Genomic DNA, 26,825 nt, shown 5'->3' with positions numbered 1-26,825 from the left:
ATCATTGACCCAGCTTTTGCAGGAATTTGGGTCGGCATTAGCATAACAATTCGGATAGCCGTTCATCCCCACCCGGGGCGCCGTCATCCGGAAAGAAGTGTTGCGATGCTTTCTTTTCATTGACAGGCAAATCGTCTCAACAATGTTAAAATGCCTTTTCCTTGTGAACGGGGATGGCGTAAGAGTATCGTCCTTTTATATGCCTGGTGTGATAAAAATTCACCGCAATGATTATTCTGCTCTTTGTGATCTGAAGGAAGATATCTTCGGCGTTGCCGCACTTTGGAACCGGCGACCGTGGCCCGCTGCAATGATGTAAAGGGCGCGTCTAAGCTCAATCTGCATCGGAACGTGCAGATGACCTTTACCAGACCCTCGATTCCGGACGGGCCATAGTGATTCTGATTACGTGGGTCAAAAAGGGCGCCCTGCCGGCGGGGAGGTACACCCGCAGGGCGCGCCGCACAGAGGTCCTGGTCGTTGGGCAACAGGACAGCGGCGGCAGAACTGATTCGGTTACAGCTTGCGATCGAAATCCGGAACATGGTGGGCGGGTTGGGTGGAATTTGTTGGTTGAGCCAAGGAGGTCGCTCGTTTATATCAGCTTCACTGGACCGATTTGCGCGATTCATCGTCCATTCGCGCAGGGAATCGGCGTTTTACCCACCCCCAATGCGTAGACCCAGACGTTTGCAGGCTGCCCGCAAAGCCTTTGACCGGTGGCAGGAGCCACTGTCGGTTATCACGGGCTCGACCCGGATGCCCAGCTTGGCATAATAGGCGACGGCGGCCCCCAGGAGGCAGCGGCGCTCGCCCTGCGCTCATCCGGCATGACCTGCACGAAGGTGACGCGAGAGGCGCCGTCAATGCAGACGTGGACGAACTCCCAGCCAATGCCGAGATGCCGGTTGACCGTGCCTGTCCGCCGTCCAGTGATGCGATGCCCCACCTAGACTAGCCGATGCGGCCAAGTTTCTTGAGGTGGGGATGAATGAGTTTGCCCGATGCTCCCGTTCATAGCGGCGAACGGGTTCGGGTTCCAAGGCGCTCAGCTCCTTGAGGCCCAACCGGTGTAGAACGCGGCTGACAATTGCCGGCGAGACACCCGCCTCGGCAGCGATCTGCTTCCCCGTCCAGCGCTGGGGACGCAGCCGCTCGATCGTCTGCACACGGATCTGTGACGATGTCGGACATGAGACACAAATCCCGTCAGACCGACTCATTGTTCTGAAATGATTTTCTCATTTGGCACGACACGTGCTGTCCCAATCTACCAAGCACTGCCGCGCCGCACGGGACAATCCCATGATCACGCTCGCCGTACATACGTTCGCCCCCGCGACACCGGGCGTTCCCGAGCCGACGCGAGAAGGTGCGTTTGCTTTCCAATCGGCATCGAGTAACGCCGGCACGTCGAACGTCCCGAGCTTGGCTACGGCTAGACGATACCGGAAAGTTCGTGACCACAAACGCAACTTCTAGAGCAATCCCTTCTACTCATTCGCCGAAGAGAGCCGCACTTGGATCGGAAAGAATTTAGTTGCGATGGCGCTCGCTCGACCAAGCGCGCGCCATCGGATCAGGACAGGTGCTTTCCGCCGTTACATGCCCGACCAAGACTATTCTGGTCCTGGCGCCATACGGCCGCGGTCCGTCGCCCGCCAGCCCGCCATGCGGCTCTGGCCGGGCACTCTTCGCGAAGGCGACAAGGGATAGAGACCTGCGGTGGCCTCGTGGTCTCGCCAGGCTCACCATTCATCCCGAACAACTGGACGGCGCGCTCCCCTGGCTCTGGCGAGGGTGCCGAAAAGAAACTGAACAGGAGCTTACAATGATAGTCGCACCAGAAATTTGCCGGGTTGAGGTATCGGAAATGAAGCCACTGCCTTCCAAAGCACGAGCCGTCATAATCGGAGGGGGCGTGTCGGGGTGCTCCGTCGCATATCACTTAGTGAAGCTAGGATGGACGGACGTGATCCTGCTCGAGCGTAAGCAACTTACGTGCGGCACGACCTGGCACGCCGCCGGATTACTCAGCGAGCTTCGCGGGTCTAGCGACATGACGAAATTGACCAAGTACTCAATGCAACTCTACTCGAGCCTGGAGGAAGAGACAGGGATTGCAACCGGACTTCGCCGCGTCGGCTCATTGTCTATCGCAGTTACCCAAGAGCGCAAGCACGAGCTCTACAGGCAACTCTCTCTCGCACCCGCCTACGGCGTGGAGGCGCGAAAGATCTCTGTGCGAGAACTCGAGGGAATGTACCCTCATATCGATGTGTCTGATGTCACTGCTGCGCTTCATTTCCCTAATGATGGACAATGTGATCCAGGCAACGTCGCGATGGCGCTGGCCAAAGGCGCACGCCAGCGTGGCGCCGCAATCTTTGAGGGAGTGAAGGTAGCCGGTGTTCAGGCGAGGAACGGACGGGTGTCGGGCGTGACATGGGAGAAGGATGGTGAGCGAGGGGTAATTGAAACAGATAACGTAGTAAACTGCGCGGGGATGTGGGCACGGGAATTCGGCGCCAGAAGTGACGTCGCGGTTCCATTGCATGCGTGCGAACATTTCTACATGATTACAGAGCCAATAGATGGGCTAAATCGACTGCCGGTCCTACGAGTTCTCGACGAATATACGTACTACAAGGAGGATGCAGGGAAAATTCTCTTTGGGGCAGTCGAACCGAAGGCGAAGCCGTGGGGGATGAACGGCATCCCGGAAAGCTTCTGCTTCGATCAGTTGCCCGAGGACTTTGCGCATTTCGAACCCATTGTGGAGAAGGCTCTCAAGCGAGTTCCGATGCTGGCAACAGCCGGTATTCGTACGTTCTTCAACGGCCCGGAAAGTTTCACTCCGGACGACCAATACCACCTCGGTGAAGCTCCCGATGTGAAGGGCTATTGGGTCGCATGTGGTTACAACAGTACAGGAATAGCTGCGTCAGGGGGTGCGGGCTTGGCGCTGGCGCAGTGGATGAATGACGATGAGCCGCCTTTCGACTTATCGGGCGTGGACATCCGTCGGATGGCGTCCTTACAGAAAAACAGTTCGTACTTGAGAGAGCGAGTTTCGGAGATAGTGGGACTCTCGTTTGGCGACCATTTCCCCGCTCGTCAGATGACAACAGCGCGCGGCATTCGACGCTCGCCAATTCATGAACATCTCAAGGCACGCGGGGCGGTGTTCGGTGAGATGGTGGGCTGGGAGCGAGCCAACTGGTTTGCCAAGGACGGCCAGGAGCGTGAATACCGATACTCCTGGTATCGCCAAAACTGGTTCGATAATCAGCGCGAAGAGCACCTGGCGATACGCGAACGCGTTGGTATCTTCGACTTAACCTCATTCGGAAAAATCCGAGTGGAGGGCCGAGACGCTACCACGTTCCTCCAGCGACTTTGCTCCAATGATGTCGACGTGCCGGTTGGCCGGATCGTCTATACGCAAATGCTGAACGAGCGAGGCGGGATCGAGAGCGATCTGACCGTGAGTCGTCTCACGGAGACTGCTTTCCTGCTGGTCGTGTCAGCCCTTACGTTACAAACCAATCTCTGTTGGCTTAGGCGGCATCTAGGCGACGAGTTCGTCGTTATCGTCGATGTGTCGGCGTCGGAAAGCATCCTGGCAGTGATGGGACCGAAATCGCGCGAACTGCTCGGCAAAGTGAGTCCGAATGACTTCTCCAACGAGAACAACCCTTACAGCACCTGGCAGGAGATTGAGATCGGGATGGGTCTGGCGCGGGCTCATAGAGTGGCCTCTGTCGGCGAGCTGGGCTGGGAGATCTACATTTCGACTGACCAAGCCGCGCATGTGTTCGAAGTAATAGAGGCGGCGGGTGCCGATGTCGGACTCAAGCTGTGTGGGCTCCATGCCCTCGGCTCGTGCCGCATGGAGAAGGCATGTCGGCACCTCCCCGATGATGTTGGCAGCGGGGATCACGTGCTCGAAGCGGGGCTGGGCTTCGCTGTCAAGACGGCAAAGCCTGGATATATTGGCCGCGATGCGGTGCTGAGAAAACTTGAGACGGGACTCGACCGTCGGTTGGTTCAGTTCCGACTTAAAGACCCTGCCCCTCTACTTCATAAGAACGAAGTCGCTTTCCGAGACGGTCGGATCGCCGGAACGATTACTTCCGGAGACTACGGGCACACGCTCGGTGGAGCTCTCGGCCTTGGCTATATACCGTGCAAGGACGAAAGCGAGGCAGCTCTGCTCTCCTCTTCTTACGAGATTGAGATCGCCGGCGAGTGCTATGCCGCGGAAGTCTCCCTCGAACCGATGTATGACCCGAAGGGCGAGCGGATGCGGGCTTGATATACCAATTGGAGCCGTTCGGCATGCATAAACGTATCCTAAGTATCGAAGCTCGCAGGCCGCGCCTAATAAACGGCCTTCTGGACCTCGAAGGCGCGGTTCACGAGCCAATTGGTGCGGATGCCACGTGTTCGACTGGATTCAGCTCGAGCGCGAACGCAGGGGATGGGCGTAATCTCCGGGCGAATCGAAATGCTGGCCTCCCCGTTCAATGCGATCAAGAAGCACTGTTATCATGTCACTCTTCTACTCGCCGAACGGACGCCAAGTTGCCAAGAGGTATCGTTTACCGAGAGCGCGGTCGTCTCGGGACGACATGAGGCCGCCAGATAAGGGCTTTGCGAGGGATGAGCTTTGAGCAGCAATCGCGGACCCTGTGACAGAAAGGAGGCAACTGAGACAGCAGAATGAATTAGCCCGCGTGCCGTGGCAGTTTTGTCGACCAGCCAGTGGTCACGTGGTGCCCAGCATGGGTAGGCGTCATGTCGGTCTTGGCCAGGTCTCTTCGATGATGCCCAGGCCGGGCGGATCGATCAAACCGTTATAGGTGTAGCCGCTGGGCATGGCGGGGACTTAGACCAGGGCGGTCTTTACCGCGCGGCCAGCGCCATTTTTGAACTGAGTCGGCGCAAGTACCGGCCCAAGGTTGAGGTATGGCCCCAGGCAGCGTCCGGCCAAGGGCGGCCCAAAGATTGGCATCGGCTGACCGCCGAGGCTCTCACTGACGAACCTTCAGAGGCAGGTCACCAACTACAAGCTGGTTCGCCGGTAAACTGAGATGTGACCTTTGGATTCATTGGTGAACGCGCCCCTCGCCCAATCTCCCCAACGCTCCGCCAGCTCCAGCCCAACGCATTCGGCCATTGTATCGAGCTCCTGGTGATAAACGTACCGAACGCGTTGTGGTAAACGTCTGACGGATGTACCAGAAAACCAGAGGATGGTTGAAGTCAAGTTCTGGTTTACTGGGTCATGGAGTACCGCATTGACAAAGGTATTCTCATGATCAACGTACATCGTAGTAGTTTTTTGGCCGCCGACAAAACCGTCCAAGGGTGGAACACGAACTTCTATTACCACAACCCCCTTCTCTGTTAGCGCCTCCGCAGCCGATCGAAGGCAGGCTATTTGCTCTTCGCGCGTGGAGAGCAGGGTGAATGTGCCATAAACACAATAGACCAGATCGTAGCGTTGTTCTGAGCTGAAATCGGAAATGTCCCCCTTCCAGGCTTTGATCACATCAGTACGTTTGGCGAGAAGTTTTAACATGCTGTCTGAATTGTCGATGCCTTCGACCCTGACTCCCCGCTCGCTCAACGGCACCGCTACGCGCCCATTGCCAATACCGAGCTCAAGAGCCCCTCCTCCTCTGGAAAGTTGCTCGAGGAGGGCAGCAGTTTCGTCTGCCTCCGCAACTTTCCCTAATAAGCTGGTAAATTTTTCATATGTGTAAGCCCTACTCTCGTCATAGGCAAAACTGTCGGACATTCCTATTCTCCACATTGCGGAAGTCAGTTAAGGCCATAGTGTAACTGACCAATTTTTCTACATAGCGCAAAGTTAACAGGTTTTTTATCAAGATATGGCATCTCCGTTCGACCTGCCGCGCATCATTCAACGAACTTGATAGTCTTCGGATAATCGGGTATGTTCGTGTATGTTTGTGTTATTTCCTCGTCCGGCTTTATGTCCCTAATTGCTACAAGGCTGGCCCATGCGCCGGATTCTTGATCAGTCCAAACTGTTTCTGAATTAGGGTTCACAGAGTGATTAACTAGCGATGCGAGTCCAAACACAACATAGCGCGCCAAAGGACCAAGATTTTTGTCACCACGTACGAAGTAATATTGAAGTATTCCTGTGAGATCTATGACATTTGCTTGTCGATCGTCAAATTCCCACGTTGGAGCTCGCTCAATTAAATCTCCAATCTTAAAATTAATATTGGCGAATAAACCACGCCCTTTTCCGGGAACTGTCTTCACATAGAGAGCGTTACTGCGATCAAAAACCCTATCGACCATCGTGTGTACCTTCTTAATCCTGAGTTTGGAGCTGATGGGCAGTCGTTGAGCTTCCGGACGCGATTCACCAGCAATTACTTCAACGAAAGTCGGCGGCGTGTTGACCGAGCGCTCAGCTACGAGGCCCACTGTTCTCGCCGCAAACCTCCTCCTCACGGAGGTGCCATTGAGGCCTCGACCAAATCCAAGTATACTTTCTCCACTTCGCGTCCTCTGATAACCGGCATCCCGACTAAGGAGCGCATCGTGGGATCGGTAAAGCGCTTCTAGGGGACGAGGTTCAATGGCTCATTCCACAACTTGTTCTCCGTGAGAGAACATAGCTAGTTCTCAACCTCGTCATACCTACCAATATGCGTGGGTTCGTAGTTGACTTACGTTTCGCTCCAACCAACCCGGTTCACGCATTCCAAGGCCGGGACCACGTACTCGAATGGGAACCGATCGGCGAGCGCATCAAAGACGCCTTGCGAAATGAGAACGATCTTGGGTTCGAACGGCAGGTATTCTATGGATCCGGCCCGAACGGCGATAGGATCGGCCCGATCGAACCAGGCGAGTTCCTTGGGACTTACAGCTTCCGATCTCACGATGCAGCATCTACAACGAGGTTCATCACCGGCCAACAGCGAACTACATCTCGATCTATTCACACCCCTGTTGAGTCGTCGGCGGAATGTCGGGGATCTGAGGTTCGACTCCAAAGCCTCGTTTCGCGATGATATCTTTCACGCCTGGGTCGAGCGCAACGATCCGGCCTACCTCGGGGATGGCCGTATCATTCTTTCGGCGAAGTCAGAATGTGGATAGGTCTTCGGTCAGTCCGCTCGCCACCGGTCAGCGCGTTATTTCGGTGACTAACCTCGACGAGGTGGGCCGCCGGGCTCACATCACCTCAAGTCAGCGACCCGCACGCGCCGCAAGGCCCCAAACGTCGCCTGCACCGAAGTGCTTGCCGCCAATGACCTAGGTGGTGATGCCGAGCCCTTGGATGAACGACACGGGTTAGGCGAGCCCTTGCATCTCGGGGGCGGTAGGCTTTTGCTCACAAGCCGAGCCGAACCCTACTGCGGCACAGATACGCGGTATCGTCGAGAATATGGCAGCCGCTCCCGGGCTCCCCCATGAACGGCTGAACGACTGCGGTTTCGGAGTGATGTAGCCCGCAGCCCCTCGCCGATGAAGCGTTGCGCCAGCAATCGTCGTGATGCGGATACTGCGCAGAATAATACTTGGCGCACTGTGGGCCGTTAGCAAAAGGCACGAGGAGGCGATGAAGCTCTATCGCAGAATATACTCTGAACCGAAATCGATGACGTGCATGTGAAGGCCTTGTGCCCTCGCCCGAACCGCGTGATCCTTGTCAGTCGCGGCAACGATAACCTGCCCCCCCTTCCTGCAAACGTCTGCGACGATATCGAAGAACTTGAGGTAATCTTGTCGGTCGATGTTCTGCTGGGCAGGCTCGTCGAAAACAGTCAGATTCGGATGGTTGCTTTTCTGGGAGTTATCACGGCTGGCGTGAAGGGCGAGCACGAAGGCCGTTATGATGCGGATCCAGTCACTAGCCGAGGTCCCGAAATCGGCCCGAACCCGCCGGTCACGATCGTTTACGATGACTCTCGGCATGAAAGAGCCCTCATCGATCACCATGGAGCCGATCTCGAAAGAATTGAAACCTAGGCGCCCGAGATAATCTCTGAACGTTCTTTGGAATTGCCGTAGAAGGCTTTGGTCGTCAGCGCTCAGGTCACTCCTCAGTTTCGAAAGCTTTCCAGCAACGTCAAGATACTCGTTCCAAATGTTCAGAAGAGCGGCAAGCTCGCTGCTAGTCTGGTCGAGCAGATCGCGATAGCTCCCTATCGCGTTCTCTATTCGCGCGATGTCGCGGGCACGCGCCATTAGTTCCGATGGAATTGTACCAGCCAGGCTTTTTTGGATTTCCGACTGCTGGGTCAGAGCAATACTGATTTCGTTTCCAAGCTGCTCTGATTCGACTTGGTGACGCTCACGCCTGGCGATCTCGACGCTAATGATGTCCTGCAAGAGGTTTCGTTGGTCGGTAATGTATTCGACATTTTCATCGATTGACATGGTCGGAAAGCTGCGCATCTGCGACAGTAGCGTGCCATCGATCGACTGCTCGCAAACCGGGCACGCACTTGTGATCGCCCATTCGTCCCGATTGAACAACCGGCGGATTTTCAGCTCCTCCTTGTTCTTTTGCAGGTCCCGTGCGAGCACCTCCAGACGCTGCTGATAACGACGAACGTTGCCGCGAATGGCCGCTATCGCGTTGTCGAGCTCGCTCTTCCTGGTGACCAACGCTGTGATCCTTTTTGAGATCTCGTCTATCCGACTTTGCAGGCTAGGATCTGGAGGCGTAAGATCGGCTAGTGCGATTTTGCTGGCGAGATCTGCCTCAGCGGCTGACAGCAAATCTGCCAGGGATTGCTGTTTTTCTCCCTCCGTCACTCTGAATATCTGCGGGCTGAATGAACCTACGCCGATGTCCGAGGGAATACCCTTAATTGAAAACTGTCTGCCGTTTACGTGACGTCTAAGAATGGCGATTCCGGTGTCGTAGCGCGCCTTCAGCCGTTGCTCGTCCAGCCTAAGGGCATTCCGTTGCAGATTGTTCCTGATGTAGTCGAGTCCCAGAAGTTCGGCGATGGTGGATTTCTTGGGATCACGGACCCGATAATAAGGCATGTTCGCCATGATATCCGCCCATCCGCGCTTTTGTTCGATGAAAATCGCGGAGAATATGTATTCCAGGTAAAGCCGCATCACGCCGTCGTCTTGAGAGATAACTTGAACCTCCGGGAAGCCGATGAACTCGGAGAGCAAACGGTGGAAACCTCTAGTGTCCGTGTAAGATCCTGACCCCAAATAATATTCCTCCAATCCGGCCTCGCTCCATTGGCTGAGCGGCCCGCGCCGAACTAGCATCCCGCGTGACAATTCCGGTTTGACGGATCGACGGATGGTCAAGAGTTCATTAGAAGCGTTGGCAATCTCGAGGAGAATTGCCGCTTCGACAATCCTTTGATCCCCTTGTGCGCCCCTCAATGTGTCCTTTACCAGAGCGGCAACATTGCCTTTCACGAGATCGTCTAATCCTAGCCCGACCGCGAGAGCGTTGACGAGCGTGCTTTTGCCTTGTGTGTTGCTGTCCGTCAGGATGAGGTTTGCGCCGGGACGAAGTTCGACCTCGCATGAGGCGAGCTTACCGTTGAAAAGCTTCGCCTCGAGGCGTACTCGACTATATCTGAGATGCATTTAGATGCCCTCCCTCATGACGGTCTGAACTTCGTTCTCAGAGATCCTGCCTACTTCCCTGGCCAGTGCAAATACGTCCAGCGCCAGTTGTTGGCTCCTGAGGCTTTTCACAAAGTCCGTTCCCTTATCGGTCAGTTCCACCCTAAAGCCACGCTGAACGTCCTTCTGATCGAGGAGACCCGCTCCCATGGCATAGTTCACACATCGGTTCAGGTAGGGGTCGGCAGACGGCGCAAGGATCCTTGGCGAAAATCTGACCGATCTGAACTCCATGTACGGACCTCGGAAATCCTCGTTTATGAATAGCGAATTGATAAAATGAAGCTGCTTGAACGATGCGGAGCCGGCGCGGCAGCATTCCGACACGGAGATGCAGACCATGGCTAGCCGCCGATAGAGCCTTAGGTCGGCGGGCACATCGACGGGTCGCTGGGTGAACTCGATTTCGATCTTTTCGGCAGGGTTCACTGCAGCGACCTTTTCCTCTTAAACCTCAAAGGGCAGCGAACCAGCCAGTCTGCAATCGTAAACTTCCTGATCCTGCTCAGCGTCTTGGTGCCGAGACGGCTGCCTACGACAGCGTTGAGACGGGCCTCGAGCGTCGTTTTAACGTGGGAGAATGAGTTCCAGGAGCCGACCGCGATGCTGCCCTGCTCGGCATCATTTTCGATGTCTGAACGAATTTCCTCAATTTGGCTGAAGAAGTCAGGTTCTCGGCGTTGGATTTCGCTGAGCTGAATCGAATTTTCCAGAAAGTTTTTCAATTCGAAATAGGCAAGTTGCTCAGCCTCCTCATCATTGTCCGTAATGACACGGAACTTTTCATAGACGAGCTTAAAATTTTCATTTTGTCGCAAAACGACGAGCGCGGGGACGGGCTGATCCTCAACCGTGACTTCTATCCTGTCGTCGCGCCGTTTTTGATACTCCAGCCATTCCGTCTCAAGAAACGATGGTGTCTGAATGGATACTTGAAAGTCCGGATCTATGATGGAAAGGCCCCACGATTTGACCTCTGTCTCTTTTTGCTTTGCGTATCGATGCAGGTCGTTGTGGGGAATTTCCTTGTTAAGGAGCAGGGCCCAGTTCCGAAGCTTCTTACTACCAATGATCGCGGCTATTTCGCTTTCGTTCAGTTGCAGCTTCTTGAGGTCAGTTCCGATCTTTTTGCGAACGCCGGATACTGGATCCTTGTTTTCAGGCTCCTGCCCGTACGCCTGGTATGCCGTACCGGCTCGTAGATTGAGCCCGTCCAATCCTAGATCGCCACCCTTGTCGCCGATGGGCTGATAATCCGTCCCGTATTTCGTGCCGAGGAGAACGTTGCAAATGCCTTCCCAAGCATCCCCATTATAATCCAGATACCAAAGACTCAATTTACCGCCCCGAATTCAGCACTGTTCCCGCGACGGTAGAAGGCACGTCGTCCTCTAAACAGCAAAGACATAACACAACGTCAGGCTGCAAACGTCGGACTTGCGTCGCGGAGTACCAGAAGATTCGTAAATCCGCCAAGACGGCCTCTGCAAATAACGGAATACGGTCTGCTCATTCCTGCGGACGGCTAAGACTAGCTCTCTTCACGTCCGCGTCGTATCGCGCCGGCGTAAGTCTTCGTGACGGATCAGGACGTATGTGTCAGGTGCGGCTCAACGCTTACAGACAATCCGCCCGCGATGCAGCACCACGACCGTCGATGTGAACAGCGCCTCTCCGAAGCGGGAGGTGCCGCTGTTCATGTCAATTAATGTGAGCGCATCATGTCGGCAGCCTTGTCTCTGCGCTCAAACGTGGTCGGCCGGTCCGGCGAAACCCTCATCCCGGCCGGAGTTCGCGCGGATCGGAAGCGAGGCCCTTGAGGTACTGCCGTCCGTGAGTTCGAGTGTGCTCGATCGACCGCATCACCTCGAAGTGCCTGAACGTTGTCGAGAGGTGCAGGCAATTCAGGTTCTATCATAAGCTCGCTCAAAATTTCAGTCTTGCATGCTGCTACCGCATTTGCGGCGTAGGCGTTCAAGCCCTTTTACAAAATTGGGACGCCTATCTGCGGGGTGTTCGTGAGGATTGATGGCCGCGCAGCCTACGTCAAATTCAGTTTGCATATGCTAACGATCTAGACGCAAGATGGGCGTTCAGACAGAGCCTGCGGTTGGCCGCCAAGCGACATTCTTCGCATGGGCTTGCCCCCCACGGGAACGGTGCCGCGCTCGAGTTCGGCAATGATGCGGTTTGTGATCTCCTGAGATGCTGGCGGCTGAGGCCCGCCCTTGCCCGCGCCAGCCTCTCGGCTGCCGGAACGCTTGTTATTTGCACGCATTGTCTAGTCCTCCGCACGCCAATCACGCCCTCCCCCCGGAATCAGGCCAGAGGCGGGGTGGGCGGCGAAAGCGACCGGGAAGGCCCGCCGTAGAAGGCGGACCGCATCCGAGGGCCGGGACGAAGAGGGACCCGGAGCGCCCACGCGGTCGCGCTGTTACAAGAGGCGGCGGATGCGGTCGCGCATGTGATCGCGAGGATCATTCCACTCGGACTGGGCCATTCGCCGAAGGGCGCGCGGCGACTGCGGATGCTCCAGCACGAAGTAAGGTCCGTCGGGCGCCCCGTGTTTCAGTAAGGCTGCCCCACGTCAGGGACGAGCGGGATGGCCGAGACCGCCTGAGCCTGCCGAAGAAAAGGGCTCGGTTCATGACCACTCGGCGCGTCTTAAGGCGCGCAGGCGCCTACTATGACGAGGCTGGACAGAATATCGCACGGGTCAGCGTCAAACACCGCAGTTACATGGAGAAAACTCAATGACATCGAGACGGCGCTCTCCGCCCTCGTACTTGGCCACGAAGGATTGCGTACGGCCAAGCTTTTCGGCCACCTGCTCCTGGGTCAGGTTTTGCCTTGCGCAGCGATTAGCTGGGCCAGAAACCGCTGGTGGCGGGGGACCGAAGAGATCTGGGCATTAGGGGAACCGGTCAAGGAAAGACCGGCTCAGCGACTAATCTCGTTTCGAATTATCCCATTTTGGCATATATTGCTTGGGTTAGCGCTTAACTGGCGAGGTTCGCAGCAGCCATGAATCGATCAACGGGAACAGATGAGACCCGAAGCTCAACTCTGTGCGACGAAGTCCCCTGGTCAGATAGCATCACGAGCTACGACAGGCAACATCGCACCATTTACCTGTGCATCCGCGACGCCTGCGCCGACAATCTCAGCGTCGAAGAAATGGCCAATCTCGTTCTCGGCATCGACCCGATCCTTGAACCAGTCCGCGCCCGCAAGGCAGTCCGCAGCCATATCGACCGCGCTAATTGGATGGTGACAACCGGTTGCAGGCAACTGTTCGAAGGCTGAACTGCAAAGCGAGTCGCGACGCCATTTTAGACGAGGAAGTCTCGGTCCCGCCATTCATCAGCGCGCGGCCACGAACGCCAGCGCTGCGGATTTCCATCGCGCTAATGATCGCCAGGATCCTTCCATTGGCCCGGACGCGCCCTTCGCCGATCAGCGCTTCAGCAATGTCGCGGTGGGATGCTCGAGCGTCGAGCGAAGAAATAAGACTCTTTCAGGCGGAACCAAGCGGCCGGACATTTCTCCATCGAGACAAAGGGTATTGAGGCATTCGAGCGCCCACAAGCGAATGCGCGGGCCAGCTCAGCACGCAGGCAAGCGGGCCGCAGGATATCCGCTCCGGAAACTGCGAGCTGGAGGGTATGCTCCGCCTTGCGAAGATGGACGTGCTGATGCTCATAGGATCCCAGTAGAACTGTTGCTCGGCATGACCATGCCGTCAGGTCGAACGGCGACGCGGTTGGCGATACAGAGGGCTGTTTCGCGACGACCGGCTATACATTTGCGCACCGGCGCGGACACCAGAACACGACCGCAGTGCGTGCGTAAGACTGGGCGAAACAAAACACCGCAGCGCGAAAGATCGCCGGCCGAAGCGATCACGTCAATAAGGGCTCCGCGAGACAGTGTATTGGCCTGCTAGAGGGCAGCGGCCAGATCACGCCGGAATGCCGGATTGCGACGCAAGAACTCCCAGGCCCAGCCATTCGACGTCAATTGAGCAGTGCAGCCATAGGAGCAGCGATCCTGCCACTCCTGATCGGCATCTGGCGCGACAGATATGGGCATGACTGTGCTCCCCGCCGCGTGATCATGCTACCCGGCGAAGCACCGGCGCCCACAGCACCGGACCGCCAATGCCACCGTTTGCCGCACCGCCTGGAGCATCTTATCCGACACTTCTAAACCGGCTAGCGCGCGGGTGACGCCAATGGTGTGCGGCTCTCCAATCCGCTCAAGCGGCCAGCCGGCGCGACGAAGGATGCGCTCCATGCGCAAGTCGGTGACCGTTACAATATGACTGAGCTGGCGCGAGAGACCTAACGATCATGCCGGCGAAGAGTTCGTAGGTGGCGATTGCAATGCCACCCGCTCCCTTCGGTGCCGACGAACCAATATCGAGCGCGAAGCGGCTGCTTTCCCATACGTTCGGATGCTCAGGCGCCGTCTTTCCTTCCAACAGTATGGGAAAGGTGTCGCGAAGCATCGTCGCGCCCGTCGTGGGCAAAAGGCGCACGCAACCGTCCAGCCGACCCTCGAAACCCCGCAGCAACAGGTAGTGCGGTCTGAACGCGTCAAATGAATCGATCTCATAGCCGCCATTTCCTTTCACCTGCCAGTCGAGCCTCACTTTGAACACCCGGTAACGCAGGCGATGCATGGAATGCAGGTCGTCGGCAAAGTCCTCGTAGCTGTCAGGTGCAATCAGTTGGATCATCAAGGCCTCCTCGTTGGGGAAACTTTCCCCGGCAGTGGAGGCGAAGCTCGACGCTTGCGCAGCCTGTCCAGTTGCACAGGGTGAGAATGTCAGTGAGGCGAGGATTTCGAATTGGTGAGACGCGCAACCAATTGGCTTCTGCGTTATCGAGATGAAACGCGGCCGTGCGGCGCGTGATCCCAAGAATGCAGCCGATCTCCCAGGCCGTCTTGCCACATGCTGCCCATTGCGCGCACTCGTATTCGCGTGCCGTCAAACGCACACCGTCAACGATCCGGTCAGCCGACAGTTTTCGTCGAACGAACATGTGAAAACGGGTCGCAACGTAAGGGAGATCGTCTTCATAGCGTTCCGCGGCGCGGATAAATGCAGCATCGCGCTTGTCCGCGGCAAAGGTCATTGCAGCAAAATTGCCTCGGAGATCGATGATGGGGATCGTCAAACCACAGCAGATGCCGAATTGCGCCGCTTCGTCAAAGACCCTCTGCTCAGCTACCGATGGCTCAACATCCAGTGCAGGGTCCCATCGAAACGAGCATCCGCCGAAGCGGGCACGCACGACGAAGGGATCGATGCTCTGGTACAAGATAGCGCGCAGTCCAGGGCGCCGGATAGTTGGAGATCAGCGTGGGCTTGCCACCTGGCCGCGGCGGCAGCGAGAGATAGGCGAAAGCGAGCAGGTCGAGTTGTGAGCTCACATAGGCCAAGGCGTTGTGGAAATCGACCTCATCGACGCCTTCCGAAAGCTGTTCCAAAAATCTTTCGAAGACAGATTGCATGTCTGCCCTTGTCAGAACGTTCCTTGGGTCTTCGGCAACTTGCTTGCAGGCGGCAGCAAGTCCAGGTGCTCGGCATCACAAGCGTCTCTTTGGATGATATTGTTCTATTCAAAATAAATTCACTGGCGCGATGGTGGACCTGCTACGTCTCGGAAATACTCCCTGCCGGCGGGGAGGTACACCGGCAGGGCTCGCCGCGCAACGCCAGCGGTCAAATGGGAGGACCGGACGACAGCAGCAAAACAAGTCGTTTGGCGCTCACGAAGATTATACGGCGCCTTCCGCCTTCAAGGCGCGGTATGTCGTGTCAACTGACTTCGCCGTCGCATCGACGATGATGTCGATTTCGGCCCGGGTGATGATCAGTGGCGGTGCAAAGCCGAGGATATCGCCATGCGGCATGGCGCGGCCGATAACACCGTTTTCAAGCAGAGCAGCGGCGGCACGCGCGCCGACCTGCAGCTCGGGCTCGAACGGTACGCGCGCCTTGGGATCCCGCATCAGCTCTACTGCTGACAGGATTCCAACGCCGCGAACTTCGCCGACAATGGGATGTCCCTCCAATTCGGCTTTCATGCGGGAAAGCCAATACGGCCCGACATCCTGGACATGCTCCAGGATCTTTCTTTCCTTAAGTACTTGAATGTTGGCAAGTGCGGCCGCCGCGCAAAGCGTATGCCCTGAATATGTCCAGCCATGGCCGAGAGGTCCATTCTTCTCGGTTCCTTCTTCCAGGACAGACCAGACGCGGTCGCCAATGATTGACCCGGAAATTGGGAGGTAGGCGGAACTAACGCCCTTGGCGATGGTGACGAAATCCGGGCGCATCCCATAGAGGTGCGAGCCGAATTTCTCGCCGGTTCGCGCGAAGCCACAAACGACTTCATCGGCGATCAGCAGGATATCGTGCCTATCCAGCACCTCTTGAATAGCCGCCCAGTACCCCTTGGGGCGGAACGATGCCGCCAGTCCCAAGTGCCGGTTCTCCGATAAAGGCCGCAACAGTTTCCGGACCCTCGGCAAGAACAAGGGCCTCGAGTTCGTCGGCGCAGCGTTTGGAAAAGGCTTCTTCGGTTTCGCCCTCATGCGCCTGCCGATAGTAATGTGGGGTCGTTGTGTGGCGTACCAGATTCAAAGGCAGGTCGAAAAACTTATGAAAAACGGAAGACCTGTCAGGCTTCCAGTGACCAGGCCGGAACCGTGATAACCGCGATGTCGCGAAATGATCTTCTTCTTTTCGGGACGCCCGAGAACGTTGTTATAATACCAGACGAGCTTGATATTGGTCTCGTTGGCGTCCGAACCGGAGAGGCCAAAATAAACTCTTTGCATGTTCTGCCCGAAATATTCCACCACGGCCTCCGCTAAGCGGGCAACGGGCTCCGTGCCTTGGCTGGCATAGACATGAGCGAACGGTAAGTCGTGCGCTTGCTTGGCAATGGCGTCAGCAATCTCCGTGCATCCATATCCCATGTTGACGCAGTAGAGCCCACCGAAACCGTCGAGGCTCTTTCGGCCTTCAGTATCCCAGATGTAGACGCCTTCCGCTCCGGCCATGATCCGGTTTGGCGTCTCGCCGCGGCTGTGTTTTGCCAAGTGCGTGGACGGATGAAAGACGAAGCTCCGATCCTTTTCTTGGACTTGCTTGGTTCCCAGATTGGTCAGGCTCATTGTCGCTCTCCCGTTTATTGCCCGGCGGAGAACACTCAGTCCCCGCTCGTCGAGAGCTACTATACCGACGGACACACTTCACGTTCCACGGCAATGTACGTCCGCGGCCGATGAAATCACGGAAGTTGCGTCAATCTCCGTGGAAAACACGGACAACTCAGCGTTGTCTTGGCGCGGACAAGGGAATGGGCGAATTGGATTTTACGGATTTCGTCACTATGAGGCTGTAATATTGATCGATCCCGAGTCCAACCTGTAACAAACCCTCCATGAATTCCTGGTAGGCAGCCATAGAAGGAGCTGCAACGCGCATCAGGTAATCTACCCGGCCCCGATCGCCCAGCAGTCCAAAATTTCGGAGATGCCTTGAATTGCCGTCTCAAAGTGTCTTTGGTCTTCGAGGCGGTGACGATCCAGAACGACCTCCACCATTACGAAAATCACGCCCCCGGTGAGGGATGGACTCAGCCGCGCGCAATAGCCTTCGATAATCCCTGCTGTTTCGAGTATGCGGAGCCGCTCCGAGCAAGCCGACGCGGAGAGGTGAACGCGCTTCGCCAATTCGCTCTTCGATATCCGACCGTCTGTCTGAAGCTCCGCGAGGATCCGAAGGTCCCAAGCGTCCAGGCGAACTGTGTTGACTTTCGACTTCATGGGGTTGCCGGGCTGAGTATGGCTTTACGTTTAGTCTGACGAGGGTCTGCCGCCAATTGCATCCATGGTCCGGTCGTGCCAGCAGCTGGTGTAGGCATAAGCCCATGCGCACAGCTTGCCCGATACAAAACAAAGCTTCTCGCTGCCCTTTGATGGTCTATGCGTAGCCGACACAGGACTAATTGGCCTAACGGGAATAATCAAACGCCGATGTTGCGGGCGATAGTATCGGCGGCCATGCGCTTACGCCACTCGATTGGCCCGGAATTGTGAATAGAGTTTCCTTCAACATCGACAGCCATGATGACTGGCATGTCCTGCACCTCGAATTCATAGATGGCTTCCATGCCCAGGTCTTCAAAGGCCACGATCCGCGCGGTCTTGATCGATTTTGAAATCAGGTACGCAGCACCGCCCACTGCGATGAGATAGGGCGTTCTGTGTCTCACAATTGACTCGATGGCCGCCGGCCCCTCTCGGCCTTGCCGACCATCGCATATGTCCCCGTCTCGGCGAGCATCTTTTCCGTAAAACTGTCCATTCGGCTCGAGGTTGTTGGGCCAGCCGGCCCGACAACCTCATCCCTCACCGCGCGGACGGGTCCGACGTAGTAGATCACGCGACCCCGCAGATCTACAGGAAGCTGCTCGCCGGCATCGATCAAATCGACCATTCGCTTGTGGGCGGTGTCCCGGCCGGTCAGCATCTTTCCGGACAGAAGAAGGGTTTCCCCGCAACGCCATGATGCCGTCTCTTCCTTTGTGAGCGCATCGAGGTTGACCCGCCTGACCTCAGCAGTGTGCAATTCTTCATTTCCGATCTGTGGCCATTCAGAAAGGTCAGGCGGCTGGAGCTGGACCGGCCCTGTGCCGTCCAATGTAAACGTCAGGTGCCGGTTGGCGGCGCATTGTGGAATGAGCGCGACTGGCTTCGACGCGGCGTGCGTAGGATAGGTTGCAACCTTGACGTCCACGACTGTTGTCAGGCCGCCCAGGCCCTGAGCGCCGATGCCAAGCCCATTGATTCGCTCATAAAGCTCAATCCGTAGTGCCTCCTCCGCGCTTGATGGCCCCTTGGCTGTCAGTTCCAACATATCGATGGGTTCGTTCATGGCCTCCTTGGCCAGCAGCATGGCCTTTTCAGCGCTGCCGCCGATGCCGACCGAGATAAGGCCGGGTGGGCACCATCCGCTGCCAAGGGTCGAAACGGTGTCAACCACCCAGTCGGCAACGGACGCGCTGGGATTAAGGGTGGTGAAACGCGCCTTGTTTTCGGACCCGCCCCTTTGGCTGCGATGGTGATTTCAATCTGGTTACCAGGCACGAGGTCCACGTGGACGACTGCCGGCGTGTTGTCACGAGTGTTCACCCGTCGGCCAAGCGGATCCGAGACGATCGATGGTCGGAGGGGATTGTCCGGGTCGAGATATGCTTGGCGAACGCCCCTATTCACGAGGTCGGCGAAACTCGCCGCTGATTTAATGCGGACCCCCATGCCGACCTTTGCAAAGACCACCACAAGACCGGTGTCCTGGCAGATCGGGCGCCGTCCGAAGCCCGCCATGCGCGAGTTCAGCAAAATCTGCCCGATAGCATTCTTCGCCGACGGGCTCTGTTCGCGCGCATATGCCTGCGAAAGAGACCGGACATAATCTGGAGGATGGTAGTATGAGATATACTGAAGAGCGTCTGCAACGCTCCTTGTGATGTCCTTGCCAGCGATGATCCGCGATCTATTTCCCACCGGATCTCATCCAAATGAGCCGAGGCCATTAACCATTTTCAGGCTTTGGAAGCTCCGCACCCCTTGCTCACCCCCTTCGTATCCATAGCCGCTCTGTTTAATGCCTCCATACGGCGCATCTGCCGAAACCCCCTTCAGGTAATTCACGCTGACAGCGCCCGCCGAAAGACCATCGATCAGCGCCCGTTTCGCATTGGCGGCTTCGGTGAAGAAGTAGGCGGCCAAGCCATACTCAGTGGCGTTAGCTTCTTCGATCGCCTCCTCCATCGTGTCGAACGGCGCCACGGTGAGGATCGGTCCGAACGGCTCGTCATGAAGCACTTTGGCATCTTTTGGCACCCCTGTCAGGATGGTTGGCGGCCAGTAAAAACCGGGCAGGTCGAGGCGGGTGCCACCAGTCTCAATGCGGGCGCCGCGATCGACCGCATCCTGGATCAGACGCTGCATAGCTTCAATTCGCCGCGCGTTCGCCATGGGACCCATCTCGGTCGCCGGGTCATCCGGTGGACCGATCTTGATTTTACGGGCGGCTTCCGTCATTCGGGATAGGAATTCCTGATAGAGATTCCGCGCGACGAGAATCCTGCTCGGCGCGTTGCAGCTCTGGCCCGCGCATTCGAACTTGTATTCCGATATGGCGGGGACCGCCTGTGCGACGTCCGCATCCGCGCACACAACGACGGGGGAGTGTCCACCGAGTTCAAGGACGCAGCGCTGCAAATTATTCGCGGCGAGCGAGGCCAGCTGTTTTCCGACTGCCGTGGAGCCCGTGAAAGTCAAGACCTTCACGATTGAGGAACTGAGGAGATGGCGGGAAATATGCACCGGTACACCGAAAACGAGATTGACCACGCCGTCCGGGACACCCGCATGGCGCAAGGCTTCTACGATATGAACGGCGGCGCTCGGCGTCTCTTCCGCACCTTTAAGAATGACCGGACAGCCTGCTGCCAGCGCAGGGGCGAGCTTGCGGGCGATGAGAACGGCGGGATAGTTCCAAGGCGTGAAGGCAGCAACGACACCGAGGGGCTCCGGGACGATCATCCTGTTAGGGTCCAACGGAATCGGGGCCGACAGCTTTTCGGCGTGGGTGCCGTTCCACTCCAGCGTTTCTACAGCGCGTGCGTACTCACCGGTCGCCTCTGCAATCGTCTTTCCCTGTTCAGCCGATAGATCCTTTGCTGCGTCTCCTGCCTTTGTGGCAAGGATCCTGGCGGCTGCCACAAGGATTTCGCCGCGCTCTTTTACAGGCCGCGAGGACCAGGCCTTGCGGCTGCGCTCGGCCGAAGCGAGGGCCTCATCCAGATCCGAAACCGTCGCCGAGGCCACCGAGCCAAATACCTTCTCCGTCGCCGGGTTAATAACGGGCAACGTGGCTCTGTTGTTAGCGGCTCGCCATTTGCCGTTGATAAAGAGCTCATAGCTCGTGGCGTGGGACATAGCGTGCTCCGCTTGGCTGAATTCAGTGCGATACCAGCCGATATCCCGACCATAGGCTCGCTTCCTTCAGTTTCATCGCGATGGTCCCGCCCGGTCAAATATGGAATGTCGAGCAAAACCATCTCGAATACAGATGGATATCGCCCAGGCAACCGCCAAGGAGCGCGGCGATAGCAGCGGAAGAGCTTGGTTTGAAGGATGGCCTAAGTCCGGTCGGGAGCCATGGCTGACCAGTGTCCGCTCTCGATCAATGTCCTGACGACCCTGGGGATCAGGTTGCGGATGGCAGAGACCGCTGGAGAGCGCTCATCTTTCGGGTTAACGGCAAGGACAACGGACCGGGTGATCACCGGATCAATGATCTTCACTGTCCGGACGCGGCCTTGAGACGCCTCTTTCTGAATGGCCGACGGCGTAAGGATAGAATAGGCCTTTCCTTCCATGACCATATTGATGATCGTTGAAAGGGAGTCGACTTCGAATCTTACGTCGAGCACACAACCGTGTTGCGCAACGACATCAGCCACCGAACGCCTAACGTTGTTATTGCGCATCGGAACCGCCAGGGGAAACGCGTGCAGGTCGGCAAGCCGTATCGAATCTTCGAAGGGCGGTTCACCCGGCGGCACCACCAGGTAAAACTCTTCGCGGGCCAGCACCGTCATTTTCCCTACGCTCTCGGCAGTGCGATACAGGACTGCCAGATTGAAGCGGCCAGCAGCCATCCACTCCTCCAGCGGTCCCGTCATGCCCTCGATCATCTTAAGCGAGATCCTCGGAAGTTCGCTTCTTACTGATTCGAGGAGGGGACCACTAAGCACGCGAGCGGCGCCGGACGGGATGCCAATGGTCACTTCTCCGGAAGGAGCAGCCACCGAGTTGGTCAGTTCCGCTTCAGTGAGCTGAATTTCCCTTAGGATGACCCGTGCGCGCTCAAGCAGCCTGTTTCCCGACGCGGTGACGCTGACACCCGTCCTATCGCGAACGAGCAGCTGGGTTCCGAATCCTTCCTCCAGTTGACGTACATGCAGGCTTAGAGCGCTTTGAGCAACGTGAAGGAGCGCAGCGGCCTTCGTAAAACTGCCGGCCTCCACGACGCCGACGAAGTATTTTAACTGCCTGATATCCACGGTTTAAACCAACTGAGGCACTTTCCCAGTCCCATCCTATTATCTCGAAACTAGATAGCCGGCAAGTAATACTTGCCTACCCCACGCCGGGAAAGATGCGCGGTCTCATTGATCGGAGGTAGCTCAGTTCCTGTCCGCGAGAGCCAGAGTGTCGTGGGCGCGCCGAACCACCGGCGGATCAACCATCTTACCGTTCAACGAGAATGCAGACAGCCCGCGGGCGGCCGCATCGTTCTCTGCAGCGATGACATCACGGGCCCACTTGATTTCCTGTGCGCTCGGGGAGAAGGCCTCATTGAATATGGCGACCTGTGTCGGATGGATCGCCAAAGCTCCGGCAAAGCCAAGCCGCCGCGCATGCGCCGCGGTCTCACGAAGTTTATCAGTGTCTGTAACCTCGCCGATGCTTCCAACAAAGCCCAGAGGGAGCAATCCGGCCGCACGGGCGGCAAACAGAACGGAAAGGTTCGGCGTCAAAAGGAGGTCGAACTCCGGCGTGCCTCCAACAGCGGCACTGAAGTCTTCAGGACCGAGCGCCATTGCAAGCATCCTGGGATGAGCCGAGGCTATGGCCGCGAGCCTTTGCAGTGCTGCGGGCGTCTCGATTTGGGCAAGGAAACGGATGCGTCCCTGGACAAGATTTCTTTCTCCTTCAAGTTCCAATACGGCATTCGCGATCTCTGCTACCCACTCCGCCGAATCCGTCTTCGGAAGGACAAGCGCATCAACACCCGCCACCACAGCTGCATCGAGATCCGCCGCCAACGCTCGCAAACCACGATTCACGCGGACCAAAACAGATGCGCCCTTGCGCCCCACCTTTGCCACCGATTCAGGGAGCTGCCGCCGTGACTCAGCCTTTTGATCCTGGGGAACGGAGTCCTCGAGGTCGAGTATGACGCCGTCGGCCCCCTTTCATGAGCTGTTCCCACGAAACGGGAAACGTGAGCGGGAACGAAGAGCAGGGATCTCCAGCGGCGCACAAACGTCGGGCCTTCAACGGCCGGAACGGTGTCCTTGATCACGGAGTGCCTCTGCCGCCGATTTTAGCGATGGCGGTAGCAGTCGGTTGGCCGAGTGCCGCACTGGTAACCGTCACGCTTATTGTAACTCGCGAGCGCGTCCACCTCCCGACACGATGGGCGCTCATGCTGACGCGGCCCTGTCGCGCAAAAGCCCCAGAACCTCTTCCCGGACAGCCTGCGTATGAGCGCCAAGAGCCGGAACCGGGCGCAGCGACGGACGCTCCGCGTTGAAGATCGCCGCCGGCGCTATCGTCTCTATAGTTCCTTCGGGTGTGCTAACGGCTACCCTGCGAACGTGGGGATGCCCAGAAACATCAGCCACCTCGTTCAGTCGGCCATATGCCAGACCGGCTGCCTCAAGCTCCTGCATTGCTTCGTGACAGGACAGTTCGGAAAAGCGCAACGTGATGATCTCGTCAAGTTGCGCCCGATTGTCCAGGCGCTCCATGTTGTCGGAAAAACCAGGTGCGCGTGTCAGCTCGGTTCGCTTCAGGAACTTCTCGCAGAAATTTACCCATTCGCGGTCATTTTGCACCGAAAAGACAACCTCCTTGCCGTCGGCGCACCGATACGCCCCATATGGCGCCAGCGACGGGTGCTTCACGCCGGCGCGTACCGTGCGATAGCCGCTGTAGTCGTTTTGCAAAACCGGCACGTTCATCCAATCGGCTAGAGCATCGAACAGTGACACCCGGATGCTGTTCCCTTCGCCGGTCACTTCGCGGTGATACAGTGCCTGAAGAATGGCGCTATGAGCCGTCATGCCCGCCGAGATGTCGCAAACCGAGACTCCGACACGCGCGGGTCCTTGTTGGTTGCCGGTGATCGCGCACAGGCCCGTTTCAGCCTGAACGATGAGATCATATGCCTTCAAATGGGAATACGGGCCTGTCTCCCCGAAACCGGAGATGTCGCAGGTGATCAGCCGAGGAAACCGCTTACGGAGATCCGTAGACCCGAACCCCAGTTTTTCTATGCTGCCCGGCTTTAGATTTTGGATGAAGACGTCAGCACTGGTAAGAAGCGTGTCCAGCACGGCGCGGTCAGCTTCCGACCTCAGGTCCAGACACACCGACTCCTTACCCCGGTTGAGCCAGACGAAGTAAGCGCTCTGTCCCCGCACCAACTTGTCGTAGTTTCGGGCAAAATCCCCTTCGGGCCGCTCGATCTTGATGACACGTGCCCCAGCATCCGCAAGGCGTGACGATGCGTAAGGCGCGGCCACCGCCTGCTCTACGGCTACGACCGTGATCCCCTCAAGAGAGTTCTGCATGTGACACCGTGCTTTTCATCCAATTTTTTCGTTTTGAGCCCGACGACGGTTCAGTATCGCCAGCAACCGGTTTTGTTCATTCCCAACAATTGAGAATGCCTCGTCGACACCCATTCCGGGCTTTGCGAGCATCATGTCGGCTTGGGTCGCTACAGAGACGTGGACTGAAGCCTGGGCGGAGAGATCAGTTTCGGTACAGCTCCCACCGACATAAGCCCCTACCTTGTTTTCCTTGCAGATGAGAACTGCGCGCGCCGTATCGGCGATTGAGCCGACGTCTGGCGTCTTAATTTGGACCAGATGCGTGGCCTTCGCTTCAGCAAAGAGCCGAATATCCTCGAGCGTATTGCATCTCTCATCCACGACAATGCGAGCGCTGGAACCCCGGTTGTCCAAAATCGATACGATCTGAGCGTAGTTCTCAATTTGAGCCTGCGTCGAACCAAAATCCGCCGGAGACTCGATGTTGAGCGTGTAACCCGGAATAGTATCGGCAACCCCGCAGATAAAGTCAGCGATGAGCTGCGGTTCCAGACCGATTTCCTGGCCGATCCACCCATACACATCGAAATGCAGCACCGGATGGTACCCCGGCCGGCCGATTTTGCGCGTACGCGTTGCCACCCACTTCACGAACTCCATGAAGGTCTGACCGGCGGCGCCGAATTTCTGCCGTGAGTTGATCAATCCGTGGGGAAGCACGTCCACGCCCTTCAAAATCATCTTGTCAACATTGATTTCGCGAGCATCACCGCTCTGGCAGTAAATCGGGACCCTGCGCGTCGGCAGCAGCAGACCGAACTCCGTGCATATGATCTCCGCCATCGTTTTGCGCTGAAGATGGGCGGCTGCGCGAAGAAGAGCTTGGCTGACGCCATACTCAACAGCCAGAGGCAACCGCCGATGTTGTTTTGATTCCAAAACCTTCGTGCAAGAATCACGAAACCGAGAGGCATCGACTTCAAGAAGCCGCGGCGCGACAACGCGTGACGCTAAATCTGAGATTTTGTTGGTGTCGAACAGAGGATCGCGTCCACCGGCACCAGAGTACTGAACGTTCATCATGTCGCCCCAAACAACGGTGTCGTCGGTAAGGACGAGCCCGATGCTGAGCGAAGATGCTGGAATACGAATCGACTTGAATCCGGGCGTCGTGGGTGCGCCCACATAGATGAAGCCGTCTTGGACAGCGCCGCACCTGATGGCTTTCTGATCGTCGTAGAAAAATGCGCCGTTCCCTGGCGCGAGCAGGACATCTTTGATCTGCACTTCACTTCGCTCGATTCTTGTGCACTGCGTTGACGGGCGGTTGCAGTTCGTTCGCTGCTTGCTAAGCATGCGCCACTTGGTGTTGAATTCACCAATATAATGTTCCGGACGGTGCCATCGTGTTTTGAGATGGCGGATGTGACATTTAGGTTTGTAGACCAAACGATAAACAGAGCTAGCTTCGCTTGTCTGGACAGCGCCCCGCGGAATTTAAGTGGCTTCCTGCCGGGTTTAAGTTGAACGCGGGCTTTGCGATTTTGCTGCGGCGACGGGGGGCGTAGCCCGACCAGAGCTGCAGCAAAATCGCGCGGCGACGATCATGCGGCCGTCGCCATCGCTTGCGCGCCGAAATAAGCCTCGTCGGGCGTGCGCCCGTCAAGGCTCGAATGCGGGCGCCCTCCATTATAGATGGCGAGATACCGGGCGATCGACGCGTCGCGCCTCGGACACGCTGTCGTAGGCGCGCAGATAGACATCCCCGTGATTTGATCGTGCGCCACAGCCGCTCGACGAAGACTTTGTCGCGCTAGGCACCGTTGCCATCCATGCTGATGGACACGCTCGCCGCCGTCAGCACGGCTGTGAACTCGAGGCTGTTGAACTGGCTGCCCTGATCCGTGTTGAAGATCTCGGGTCGGCCATGTCTGGCCAGGGCTTCCTCGAGCGCTTCGACGCAAAACGCCGCCTCCATCGTGATTGAGACCCGATGGGCCAGCACCCGCCGGCTGAACACGTCGACGACGGCTGGCAGATAGACGAAGCCGCGCCGCATCGGGATGTAGCTGATGTCCATCGCCCAGACATGGTTTGGCCGTGCGATCTTCAAGCGACCGATACGATGTTGGTGGCACGTGACCCCGTCAAAAAACCTAGTCCATGGGCGGTTGCTCACTTGAAAGTGGTGATGCCATCTCGGCGATCCCGTTTAGGAATTTGAATGAATTGCGCAGCCCAGCCCTTCCGCTGGAGTCAGCAGGAGGAATGGAGGAATTACAGATGAACCCCAAAAGATCGAACTCGAAGGGCGGCGGTAAGATGCCGATGTTGCACATGAACGCGGCTGCCATCGACATCGGCGCCACCATGCATATGGCGGCCGTGAGGGCAGATCGCGCACCGGAGCCAGTCCGCAGTTCGGGTACCTTCACGACCGATCTACATCGGCTGGTCGACTGGTTTGCTGAATGCGGCGTCGAGACGTCGTCATGGAATCGACCAGCGTCTACTGGATTCTGATTTTCGAGCCTCTCGATGCCCGTTTCTTGTCAACGCGCGCGATACCAAGCACGTGCCGGGGCACAAGACCGATGTCAGCGATGCGCAATGGCTGCAGCGGCTCCATTCATTCAGCTTGCTGCGGGCCAGCTTTCGGCCGAAAGGACAGCCTGCCGAGCCGCAGCGAGCCTACGTGCGTCAGCGCGAGCGTCTGCTGGAGTA

At 57.2% G+C, this 26,825-nt stretch carries 16 protein-coding genes and 6 pseudogenes; 3 read left to right on the top strand and 19 right to left on the bottom strand.

Annotation, left to right across the window (positions count from 1 at the left end):
* Nucleotides 1-677: 677 nt before the first annotated feature.
* Nucleotides 678-1,151, bottom strand: a pseudogene (locus EJ077_RS31790) (IS481 family transposase); the annotation flags it as partial.
* Between the two features lie 722 nt (nucleotides 1,152-1,873).
* Between EJ077_RS31790 and EJ077_RS01745 the strand changes: the two are divergent.
* Nucleotides 1,874-4,318: a GcvT family protein gene (locus EJ077_RS01745; RefSeq protein WP_135929617.1), complete on the top strand. Its 2,445-nt coding sequence runs from the start codon at nucleotides 1,874-1,876 to the stop codon at nucleotides 4,316-4,318.
* 750 nt (nucleotides 4,319-5,068) lie between these two features.
* Here EJ077_RS01745 and EJ077_RS01740 read toward each other — a convergent pair.
* The 6 genes from EJ077_RS01740 to EJ077_RS31785 all read right to left on the bottom strand — a co-directional run bounded on the left by EJ077_RS01740 (nucleotide 5,069) and on the right by EJ077_RS31785 (nucleotide 12,490).
* Nucleotides 5,069-5,806, bottom strand: a complete 738-nt coding sequence (locus EJ077_RS01740) for a class I SAM-dependent DNA methyltransferase (RefSeq protein WP_135929574.1) — start codon at nucleotides 5,804-5,806, stop codon at nucleotides 5,069-5,071.
* Nucleotides 5,807-5,928: 122 nt separating this feature from the next.
* A complete protein-coding gene (locus tag EJ077_RS01735; RefSeq protein ID WP_135929575.1) occupies nucleotides 5,929-6,471 on the bottom strand; it encodes an SET domain-containing protein-lysine N-methyltransferase in 543 nt (180 codons plus the stop codon).
* Between the two features lie 1,152 nt (nucleotides 6,472-7,623).
* A complete protein-coding gene (locus tag EJ077_RS01730; protein WP_135929576.1) occupies nucleotides 7,624-9,624 on the bottom strand; it encodes a hypothetical protein in 2,001 nt (666 codons plus the stop codon).
* Nucleotides 9,625-10,092 (bottom strand): hypothetical protein, encoded by a 468-nt coding sequence (locus EJ077_RS01725; RefSeq protein WP_091597927.1) that lies wholly within the window; start codon nucleotides 10,090-10,092, stop codon nucleotides 9,625-9,627. It lies immediately after the preceding gene.
* On the bottom strand, nucleotides 10,089-11,000 hold the full coding sequence (locus EJ077_RS01720; RefSeq protein WP_091597930.1) for a hypothetical protein: 912 nt from the start codon (nucleotides 10,998-11,000) through the stop codon (nucleotides 10,089-10,091). Before EJ077_RS01720 ends, EJ077_RS01725 begins: the two co-directional genes overlap by 4 nt.
* A gap of 1,385 nt (nucleotides 11,001-12,385) precedes the next feature.
* A complete protein-coding gene (locus EJ077_RS31785; protein WP_245458612.1) occupies nucleotides 12,386-12,490 on the bottom strand; it encodes a hypothetical protein in 105 nt (34 codons plus the stop codon).
* A gap of 197 nt (nucleotides 12,491-12,687) precedes the next feature.
* Here EJ077_RS31785 and EJ077_RS01710 point away from each other — a divergent pair, with 197 nt between their 5' ends.
* On the top strand, nucleotides 12,688-12,969 hold the full coding sequence (locus tag EJ077_RS01710; RefSeq protein WP_135929577.1) for a hypothetical protein: 282 nt from the start codon (nucleotides 12,688-12,690) through the stop codon (nucleotides 12,967-12,969).
* Between the two features lie 636 nt (nucleotides 12,970-13,605).
* Here EJ077_RS01710 and EJ077_RS32695 read toward each other — a convergent pair.
* From EJ077_RS32695 to EJ077_RS01655, 12 genes and pseudogenes are all read right to left on the bottom strand, one after another.
* Complete coding sequence (locus EJ077_RS32695) at nucleotides 13,606-13,755, bottom strand: transcriptional regulator domain-containing protein (RefSeq protein WP_164897495.1); 150 nt, start codon at nucleotides 13,753-13,755, stop codon at nucleotides 13,606-13,608.
* A gap of 22 nt (nucleotides 13,756-13,777) precedes the next feature.
* A pseudogene (locus EJ077_RS01705) lies at nucleotides 13,778-14,404 on the bottom strand (acyl-homoserine-lactone synthase).
* Nucleotides 14,382-14,990 (bottom strand): helix-turn-helix transcriptional regulator, encoded by a 609-nt coding sequence (locus EJ077_RS01700; protein ID WP_245458611.1) that lies wholly within the window; start codon nucleotides 14,988-14,990, stop codon nucleotides 14,382-14,384. Before EJ077_RS01700 ends, EJ077_RS01705 begins: the two are co-directional and overlap by 23 nt.
* Before the next feature lie 460 nt (nucleotides 14,991-15,450).
* Nucleotides 15,451-16,854, bottom strand: a pseudogene (locus EJ077_RS01695) (aminotransferase).
* Between the two features lie 157 nt (nucleotides 16,855-17,011).
* Nucleotides 17,012-17,508: pseudogene (locus EJ077_RS32485) on the bottom strand (Lrp/AsnC family transcriptional regulator).
* A gap of 200 nt (nucleotides 17,509-17,708) precedes the next feature.
* Nucleotides 17,709-19,251: pseudogene (locus EJ077_RS01685) on the bottom strand (fumarate hydratase).
* Between the two features lie 6 nt (nucleotides 19,252-19,257).
* Nucleotides 19,258-20,691, bottom strand: a complete 1,434-nt coding sequence (locus EJ077_RS01680) for an NAD-dependent succinate-semialdehyde dehydrogenase (RefSeq protein WP_135929579.1) — start codon at nucleotides 20,689-20,691, stop codon at nucleotides 19,258-19,260.
* A 203-nt stretch (nucleotides 20,692-20,894) separates the two neighbouring features.
* On the bottom strand, nucleotides 20,895-21,821 hold the full coding sequence (locus tag EJ077_RS01675; protein WP_135929580.1) for a LysR family transcriptional regulator: 927 nt from the start codon (nucleotides 21,819-21,821) through the stop codon (nucleotides 20,895-20,897).
* Nucleotides 21,822-21,944: 123 nt separating this feature from the next.
* Nucleotides 21,945-22,718, bottom strand: a complete 774-nt coding sequence (locus EJ077_RS01670) for an HpcH/HpaI aldolase/citrate lyase family protein (RefSeq protein ID WP_245458762.1) — start codon at nucleotides 22,716-22,718, stop codon at nucleotides 21,945-21,947.
* A gap of 249 nt (nucleotides 22,719-22,967) precedes the next feature.
* Nucleotides 22,968-24,119: a CaiB/BaiF CoA transferase family protein gene (locus EJ077_RS01665; protein WP_208699339.1), complete on the bottom strand. Its 1,152-nt coding sequence runs from the start codon at nucleotides 24,117-24,119 to the stop codon at nucleotides 22,968-22,970.
* Between the two features lie 15 nt (nucleotides 24,120-24,134).
* The gene (locus EJ077_RS01660) at nucleotides 24,135-25,388 is read right to left on the bottom strand and encodes a methylaspartate ammonia-lyase (RefSeq protein ID WP_208699337.1); all 1,254 of its coding nucleotides are present in this window, start codon (nucleotides 25,386-25,388) and stop codon (nucleotides 24,135-24,137) included.
* A gap of 317 nt (nucleotides 25,389-25,705) precedes the next feature.
* Nucleotides 25,706-26,214: pseudogene (locus tag EJ077_RS01655) on the bottom strand (IS3 family transposase); the annotation flags it as partial.
* A 155-nt stretch (nucleotides 26,215-26,369) separates the two neighbouring features.
* Here EJ077_RS01655 and EJ077_RS01650 point away from each other — a divergent pair.
* On the top strand, nucleotides 26,370-26,624 hold the full coding sequence (locus tag EJ077_RS01650; protein WP_208699335.1) for a hypothetical protein: 255 nt from the start codon (nucleotides 26,370-26,372) through the stop codon (nucleotides 26,622-26,624).
* The last annotated feature ends 201 nt before the right edge of the window (nucleotides 26,625-26,825 follow it).

The sequence above is a fragment of the Mesorhizobium sp. M8A.F.Ca.ET.057.01.1.1 genome (genome assembly GCF_003952565.1).
GTDB lineage: Bacteria > Pseudomonadota > Alphaproteobacteria > Rhizobiales > Rhizobiaceae > Mesorhizobium.
Note: the sequence above shows the minus strand (reverse complement) of the source record. Positions and strands in the feature narration are given on the sequence as shown.

Bases quoted from the DNA above. Each gene is read 5' to 3' on its own strand.
- EJ077_RS01745 (WP_135929617.1), top strand. From the start codon at position 1,874: ATGAAGCCACTGCCTTCCAAAGCACGAGCCGTCATAATCGGAGGGGGC.
- EJ077_RS01740 (WP_135929574.1), bottom strand. From the start codon at position 5,806: ATGTCCGACAGTTTTGCCTATGACGAGAGTAGGGCTTACACATATGAA.
- EJ077_RS01730 (WP_135929576.1), bottom strand. From the start codon at position 9,624: ATGCATCTCAGATATAGTCGAGTACGCCTCGAGGCGAAGCTTTTCAAC.
- EJ077_RS01710 (WP_135929577.1), top strand. From the start codon at position 12,688: ATGAATCGATCAACGGGAACAGATGAGACCCGAAGCTCAACTCTGTGC.
- EJ077_RS32695 (WP_164897495.1), bottom strand. From the start codon at position 13,755: ATGCCCATATCTGTCGCGCCAGATGCCGATCAGGAGTGGCAGGATCGC.
- EJ077_RS01680 (WP_135929579.1), bottom strand. From the start codon at position 20,691: ATGTCCCACGCCACGAGCTATGAGCTCTTTATCAACGGCAAATGGCGA.
- EJ077_RS01665 (WP_208699339.1), bottom strand. From the start codon at position 24,119: ATGCAGAACTCTCTTGAGGGGATCACGGTCGTAGCCGTAGAGCAGGCG.
- EJ077_RS01650 (WP_208699335.1), top strand. From the start codon at position 26,370: ATGGAGGAATTACAGATGAACCCCAAAAGATCGAACTCGAAGGGCGGC.